At 59.4% G+C, this 6,032-nt stretch carries 6 protein-coding genes; 1 reads left to right on the top strand and 5 read right to left on the bottom strand.

Features of this window, described 5'->3' with window-relative positions; all coding sequences use genetic code 11:
- Nucleotides 1-122: 122 nt before the first annotated feature.
- The 3 genes from JQN68_RS14280 to JQN68_RS14270 form a co-directional block, all read right to left on the bottom strand.
- Nucleotides 123-1,334 carry a rolling circle replication-associated protein gene (locus JQN68_RS14280; RefSeq protein WP_225073774.1) on the bottom strand — a complete coding sequence of 404 codons (1,212 nt, stop codon included), beginning with the start codon at nucleotides 1,332-1,334 and terminating at the stop codon, nucleotides 123-125.
- Nucleotides 1,335-1,394: 60 nt separating this feature from the next.
- Complete coding sequence (locus JQN68_RS14275; protein ID WP_225073775.1) at nucleotides 1,395-1,817, bottom strand: hypothetical protein; 423 nt, start codon at nucleotides 1,815-1,817, stop codon at nucleotides 1,395-1,397.
- Nucleotides 1,818-2,410: 593 nt separating this feature from the next.
- On the bottom strand, nucleotides 2,411-3,151 hold the full coding sequence (locus JQN68_RS14270; RefSeq protein WP_225073776.1) for a hypothetical protein: 741 nt from the start codon (nucleotides 3,149-3,151) through the stop codon (nucleotides 2,411-2,413).
- Nucleotides 3,152-4,033: 882 nt separating this feature from the next.
- On the opposite strand from JQN68_RS14270, the gene JQN68_RS14265 reads away from it, so the two are divergent.
- Nucleotides 4,034-4,477, top strand: a complete 444-nt coding sequence (locus JQN68_RS14265; RefSeq protein ID WP_225073777.1) for a DeoR family transcriptional regulator — start codon at nucleotides 4,034-4,036, stop codon at nucleotides 4,475-4,477.
- Between the two features lie 231 nt (nucleotides 4,478-4,708).
- Here the strand turns inward: JQN68_RS14265 and JQN68_RS14260 are convergent, their stop codons facing one another.
- Nucleotides 4,709-5,383, bottom strand: coding sequence for a recombinase family protein (locus tag JQN68_RS14260; RefSeq protein ID WP_225073772.1), 675 nt, complete (start codon nucleotides 5,381-5,383; stop codon nucleotides 4,709-4,711).
- A gap of 141 nt (nucleotides 5,384-5,524) precedes the next feature.
- A partial coding sequence (locus JQN68_RS14255; protein WP_249621277.1) for a hypothetical protein occupies nucleotides 5,525-6,032 on the bottom strand: 508 nt, incomplete at its 5' end.

The following is a 6,032-nucleotide window of genomic DNA, read 5'->3' as shown; positions in this document are numbered from 1 at the left end:
CTCGGGATCGCCAAAGGATGCGTACCGGCTGCCTCGTGCCCGGCGAAGGATCAGCTCGTCGCCGTCACGGGCGCCTTCCGCGGTCTGGCCAGTGCGCCGGTTTTCCCACTTAGGAATTCTGCTCATGCCCGGGCCTGGCCTTTTGCCGGAGGCAGGGGGGCGACGCGGAGCAGCGCAAAGGCGGCGTTCTCGTCTTCTGCATCGTCGATGCTGAGCTCGAGAAAGTCCAGGGCCTGGGTGGTGGTGATGGTGTCCAGGTCGCCGGTCTCGTCGGCCAGGGCGTCAACCTGGGTGACCAGCAGCATGGCTTGCAGGGCGCTGGCCAGCGGCAAGCGGCTGTGCTCGGCGAGCCAGGCGCGGAAAGCGTCGCGGTCTGCCTGGAGGTCTCGCCGGTAACGGCACAGGAGCAAATATCCAAGCGCCATGGCGTCGTCGAGGGGGAGCTGTTCAAGCTCGATTGAGTTGCTGTAAGTGTCTGGAAACATTGCTTTATTTTCCTTTTCTTTGGGTGTCGGTTGAAGGGCCTTCCCTCGGGTCTGTCGGAGGTATTCAAACAACTGCCTGAATACGGGCGCGCCTGTCAGGACGGTGACTGTTCGGGCCGTGTTCCGAAACCACGATCGCGGGTTCTTCCGCTCATGATAGCGGCCCACGTTGCGCACCAGAAATTTCAGGGCGTCTTCGCGCACCTCGCCCGTCGTCGCGTCCACCAGGGGGAACTCGGCTTCGATGTCGTCGGGGGTGATCGTTTCAGGTGCGCCGATCAGCCCACGGGAGTTGCCCCAAAAGCGCCCGAAATTGTAGAAGTTTTCTGGAACAGCCTTCTGGTGGCGGGGGTCCAGGTATTTGCACAGGTAACCCCCGGTGCGTAGTTCCCATGGGAAAAAGTTCTTCGGGTGCCGGTGAAACGCCAGGTGTTTGGGGTTGCCCGGGTCTGCGATTCTGTGCCAAATGCGGGCCAGCGTTTCGCGGTTCTCGGCGGTCGCCGGGACGCTTGAAAAAAAATGGACGTGTGGCGCACTCCGGGTCTGAAACTCCATCGTCCAGACGTAATTCACCCCTGAAAAGGCCCGCCTGACTGCGGTCAGGAAAGTGTTCAAGTGTTGCTTAATCCCCCGCCCGTCCTGCGGCCACGAGTCGGCGTAGGTGCAGAGGAACTGCGAGCAAATGCCCTCGGCATTCGTGGCAACGAACCGGAGGCGTGACCTGCTTTTCCGGGAGAAGCCCTGAATCTCCGATCCTGCCCGGTTCGGCGGTGTTGGCGCTCGCCGGGTAGAGGTCGACGGGCGCTTCACCCTGATTGTTTTGGGGTAAAGCTGAATCTCGGTGATCATGGTCAGTGCTCGGTTCTGTTGAATTATGGGCGGGGTAACGAGCAGTGGTTAGCTAGGCGGCTAGGGCTCCTGGACCGGCTGCGCGTCGCGGTCACTGATCGCGCGGTCCCATAGCGGGCTGCTCAAGCCGATCGACACGTTGCTATCGAGACCCAACAAGCTGTATGCGTCGGCCAAAACGCGAATGCCAGCTCGTCGGAGTTCCTGCCGCTCGGCAGCCATGATCATGTACCGCAGGCCGGAGGACACTGAGAAATCGCAGTTCTTCACGATCCATTGCCTCATGAAGGACCGATTGTGCTTCAGCCTGGCGAACACTCGGCGGAGATGGTCGCCGGTGTCGGCCATACGCTGCACGTCGTTGACAAGTGCGTTAATCGCGACGGCGTCCATGTCGGTGGTGCCCTTGGTGGGCTTTAGGGTGGGGATGTACGTTTCCATTTTTTTCCAGTCCTCTCGGGTCGGGTTGAGTTGGGCAGACATTGCCCTCACCCTCCTATGTGCCTGGGACCGGCAGAATTATTACGGTTCATGGAAATTTTTGATGGCGCGCGAACAAAGACGGGGAGCCATATAGCCTGGCATCGTTAAGGCGGGGGTGGAGCTGCGGGGGTTTTTGGGGCCGCCTGCCGGTATCGGCGGGGGCGCTAATTGATAGTCAATTGGATTCAGTTCTAACTATTATAAATAGTTGAGGTTTTTCTTCTGAGAGAACTTAAATTGTCTCTGATACTACGCGGTATGATGTCTGAAATGTCAGGGCCTGTCATTTCAGACAGAGGGTAGGCAGGACTAGCGCGGGAAAGTGGCTCAGACGGGAAATTTGGCGCCCTGGTGGGGCCTATATATGGCCTGCGGCGCCCCCTCGCGGGGCGAAGCAAGGGTTCCGGATTTGGGGGTCGGATCGTATAGTTTCGGCCGCCCCCACTGACTAGCGTTTGGGCCTGGGTCGGACACCTGCGACGATGGCCCACAGCTGAGCCCACCGTGGGGCAAGGGGATCCCGTAGGGCGACAGCTCGATCCACGGCCCTGGACATTCGACGGAGCGCATAGGCTTGGCGCTGGAATTTCGTTCTAGTCATCGGCCGCCCTGTCCAGAAGGGCCGGCCGGCCCGGGCCGCGGTCAATATCCTGCGGTGGTGTGATTTCGGGCATTTTGTCGCTATGATTGGCGCGGCGCTCGCGCTCGGTCAAACCGTCAAAGCCGAGTTGGTCTAGTTCGGCGCAGCCTCCAGCTTTCGCCGGGATAGAGGCTTTCGCGGCCTCTCCGGTCACAAAATGGTTGATGATCACCAGCCGATCGCCTTTGTGGAAAAAAGTCGGGTTTGTCCAAAACCAATCTACAGTCCCCGCCACAGGACATAGGAATTTTTTCAAACAAAGCTCGTTCATCGCACTGCGGTAGACTTGCCTAGATGGACTCCAGGCTGTTTCCTGTGCGACAAGATAGGGGAAAACGATAATGTCATTGCGCTGCGTCGGTCCACATGTGGCCTCAGTGCCGTGATACTGAAGTATTGCCGTTAGTGCCTCCCTGGCCCTCTTAGAAAGGTCGAACGTAGCCTGCAGCCCAGCGACAAAAATCTTCACAAACTTCCCACGGTCGACAGAAGTTTTGTGAGATAAACAAAGTGAGTCCGATAGGACTTCGCCGGTTTCTGGGTCCAGGAGATGAGCCGCCTTTGTCGCCCAGCCTCGGCGGCCCTTGATGATCTGGACTTTATCGCCTACCTCCCGCGCTTTGAGCAGGTCCAGAACAAAAGGGTTTTCAGAAGCAGCCTCGATACCTTCTGAGCTCACATAGTTATGCGCCATGGTTCCGTTTCCCTCGCTTTGTTGGAACTGCTCGTTTCCTTGAAAGATGTTTCTTGTTTCCGTTTTAGAAACACTACACCCACTCTGGGTTTCCGTGCAACAATAAAAAACGGAACCCCAGAGTATCGATCCGGAACCCCGGGAGTTCCGGATCGGAACCAACGACCCCCCATTTTACTGGGTTTGAGGGGCATTTACTTCTATCTCTGTTTTTATAGCTTTTTTTTCTGCAAAAAGTCCCGGCTGTCCGTGGACGGCTAACGGCTTCGCCTACCCGCCCACCGCCAGGTCGGGCCGCGCTTCGCGCTTCTGTCGCGGAGCGGTCAGTTTCGATCGCTTTGCGATTTTTTTTTCAAAAGCGCTAGCGATCGGTCTTCCCCTGGTGAATTGTAGCTGCGGGGCTTGCCTGTGGGCAGGTCGCGGGTTTTGCGAGCTGTCCACGGGCAAAGCGGGAGCGTCCCGCCTATCCGCTGAGGCGGTGCCAGCTTGCTGCATCCAGGCTTTTAAAAACGCTGTACGCTCGGGCGGCGCAGTAAGGGGCGTGCTTGGCAGTCACCTGCAGGGGTTGGCAAGGGAATTACTGCGCGTGCATGTACTGGCAATCGTTGTCCTGCGCTGTATTGCAGCGTATTGCACAGTACAGCCCTTCACGGTGAGGCCATGCAGTGGCAAGGCCAGGAAGGGGGTGTACTGGCATCCTGGGCAAATTACAGCCATTCACGGCCAGTCAGCGGCATGGATTGCCTGCAATGGCCCATGCAGCGCTAGCATTGCCAGGGATTGACAGGCCGGGCATTGTCCGCTATTGTCAAGACATTGTCCTGTCTTTGGGTGGACGTCCTGGACATTGGCTAAATTGTCTTATATTTCAAGGGGTTGACAGTGGGAGACATTGGGGAGCATTGGCTAGATATTGGGCAGGCGGCTGTCCATTTCGGCGTGTCTGATAAGACGATCAGGCGCTGGATCGAGCGGCGGGAAGAGCTGGGCCTAGTTGCGGAGCAGGTCCACGGCAAATGGCAGGTTGACGCTGAATCGGTGACCTGGAAGAAGCCCGCCAGCTCCTCGCCGGTTGATGCTGCCCTGGTCGCTGAGCTGCGGCGCGAGTTGGCGGCTGAGCGTCAACGCTCTGATGCGCTCCTGGGCGAGCTGGGCCGCTGGCGTGGTCGGTATGAGGAGATGGCTTTGCGCCAGGATCGGCTTTTGCTTGAGCACCACGACGAGCTAGCATCGAGCCAGCGGGCGGCGGAACAGCTGCAGGGTGAATTGTCGCGGCTGAAGGGTCGCGGGTTCTGGCGGCGGTTGTTCAACCTGGGAGGGTTGTGACATGAAGGTTTTTTATTGCCCGGATTGCGGGGCCGTTCGAGGGCCTGATGGGTACTGCACTAGCTGCGGTTCGACGAAAATTCCCAATGTCCGCCAGGGCGGCGGGGAGGGTGCGGTTGCGGTCGAAGGTGAGGGCGAGCCGGAGGGTGCGGAGTAGGCCTGATGGTGCCGACTGACAGTTGAAAAAAGCCCCTGCCGGGACACTCGGCAGGGGCTTTTTTGCGTCCTCGGTCAGCGTTCCAGGAGGTTTTTCACAGCCCGGGCCGTCCAAGAGCCTGTCTTTCCTCGGGCCGTTAGCACCCCGTCTGCGTTCAGTCGCTGGGCAACAGCGGTCAAGGTTCCCAACTCCTGCAGGCACTCGGTTACCAGCGGGCGAATTCTGGCTGCAAAATCGTCGGCCTTGGCGGTGCGGGCTTTGCTGGCCTGGGCCGCCCCAGTGAGTCTGGCGACCTGGGTCAGGTTCTCGGGCTTTCCGAGTTTCTGCCCACGGGCCTTTGCAGCGGCAAGGGCGGCCTTGGTGCGGGCGCTGATGGCTTCGCGCTCCTGCTGCGCTAGCAGCGCCAGGACTCCGACGGTGAGAAAGTTCGCCTGCGGCATGTCAACGGCCACAAAATCTACATTCGACTTCTGCAGTCCAAGCAAAAAGTGAGCGTCACGGCTCAGGCGATCGAGTTTCGCAATAAGCAGGGTCGCACCGCGACGGCGGCAATCATCGAGGGCCGCTTGCAGTTGGGGGCGATCGTCGTGCTTGCCGGATTCGATTTCGACATGTTCGGCCAGGAGCTGCCAGCCCCCACCGTTGAGATACTGAAGGATCGCTTCCCGCTGAGCCTCCAGGCCGAGACCGGAGCGCCCTTGTTTTGCGGTCGAAACTCGAAGGTAGCTGATGAATTTGCCCTCTGCCATGGTCGCCCCCCCCCAGTGCTTGTAATTATCTTCATCGTTCGTTCAAGATAATTACACGAACCAGGCAAAGAGTCAAGCAGTAAATGTGAACGCAAAAAAGCCCCCTGCCAAGGAATTTGGCAGGGGGCTTTTTCAGTCGATTCAGGCTAGTTCAAGCTCCCAAAGGTTTCCGGCAACCTGGGTGACATGCAGAACGGTCAATTCAACCGGTTGGCCTTCTGGCGGGTAAAACGTCGCACTTTCGCCTTGCGCTGGGCCGGTCTCCGTGGAAGCCAGAAAGCGCCGCCGGATGGCAAGCGGTTGAATCGCGTCCTGGCCCCTTGGTGGATTGGCGACGGTCTCGCGAATAAAGGCGGTCGGTGCCTGGTCGATGATGGTCGCCAGGCCCTCGGCCGGTCGGCCGAAAGCGTTTCGTGCCTCGGTTTTGCGCCGGATAGTCAGGCTGCCTGTGACCTGAGTCACCCTCAAAGCCAAGTGCCGGAGCCTTTTGCTCGGCAAGGTGGCGGCCTGGCTGTCCACTTCGAGTGTGATGAATGCCTGGCGGGGGTCGGCGGCCAGGTGCCAAACGTCGCCGGGCTGCGCCTCGGGATCGCCAAAGGATGCGTACCGGCTGCCTCGTGCCCGGCGAAGGATCAGCTCGTCGCCGTCA

This window comes from Desulfuromonas sp. CSMB_57, assembly GCF_020194955.2.
GTDB lineage: Bacteria > Desulfobacterota > Desulfuromonadia > Desulfuromonadales > Syntrophotaleaceae > JAFCIY02.
Note: the sequence above shows the minus strand (reverse complement) of the source record. Positions and strands in the feature narration are given on the sequence as shown.